2 protein-coding genes are annotated in these 1,049 nt (G+C 40.1%); one reads left to right on the top strand and one right to left on the bottom strand.

Annotated elements, in window-relative coordinates; translation table 11 throughout:
- Window positions 1-259: aminotransferase class I/II-fold pyridoxal phosphate-dependent enzyme (locus tag M595_RS27875; RefSeq protein WP_023069901.1), on the bottom strand; the 259-nt coding region annotated here is incomplete at its 3' end.
- 553 nt (window positions 260-812) lie between these two features.
- Here M595_RS27875 and M595_RS27870 point away from each other — a divergent pair.
- Window positions 813-1,049: peptidase M1 (locus tag M595_RS27870; protein ID WP_023069900.1), on the top strand; the 237-nt coding region annotated here is incomplete at its 3' end.

Genomic DNA, 1,049 nt, shown 5'->3' with positions numbered 1-1,049 from the left:
ATAGGCTTGTCTGTTGGCTGAGGGATTTTGCGATTAACTGTCTTAGCTTCTGTTCCCCGGCTGCTGGCCCATAACGGGTTTTGCCCTCGTCTAACGCCTCCTTAGCCGCAGCGACAATGTGTTTAGGTGTGTCGAAGTCAGGTTCTCCCACACTAAAATTGAGGACATCTATTCCCTCAGCCTTCATCGCTTTAGCTTTGGCTGAGATTGCTAACGTCAGGGACGGTGTAACCTGCTCGACTCGTGCTGCCAGCTTCATCCTTTGTGAACCTTGATTTGAGCTTTTAAAGTTTAAATTTTAAGCGGGGTTTGGCTGAGTTGCAACCTAATTATCAAATATTGTTGACATTTTTTTACTACAAAATAACTTTTTTGTCAAGTTTTTTTAGTCTAAATTTTATCGAAATCGACCTTGACTGTGGAAAACCATAAGTTTTTAGAACCTTTAAAAAAATCAGAGAATCTGATCAAATTTGTTTCCAGTCCGTAAATTTTCTTTTCATAAGAATAAAAAATAGTTCATTTTCTATTTCTTTTTTTCCAAGAAATCCATCTCAAATCATTTCAACCCATGTTTTTCGGTCTAGACAAAAATAGGATCAAATCCTCAAAACGGTATAGAGTTCAGACCCCATCAATCTCAAAGAGATCTCCGGTGATCATCCAGGCTAAAATCAACATCTGCGACCCGACCGTTCACCGACTCAGATGGCAACAACAAGTTCTAACATAAACTGCAATATTTCATCTATAATAGAGCAACAAACATAGGTGTTTTGTTTGTTTTTTTACTGTAGCTTCAGAGTTACTAAATGTTGCACTCTTATTTTGATACCGAGACCGACAGCCAAAAATCCTTTGAGCTACCTGGCGCTCGTCCACACTACAACCCTGACCGCCCTGGACAAGTTGAACACATTTTTCTTGACCTGGTGTTAGATATTCCCAACAAATCCTTTCACGGGGATTGTACCATTACCTTAAAACCCGTGCAAAGTGGAATTGAAACACTGAGGCTTGATGCGGTTGACTTAGAAATTGAGGCGGTG

It is taken from the genome of Lyngbya aestuarii BL J, assembly GCF_000478195.2.
Classification (GTDB): Bacteria; Cyanobacteriota; Cyanobacteriia; order Cyanobacteriales; family Microcoleaceae; genus Capilliphycus; species Capilliphycus aestuarii.
This window is presented reverse-complemented; position numbering and strand designations above follow the sequence as displayed.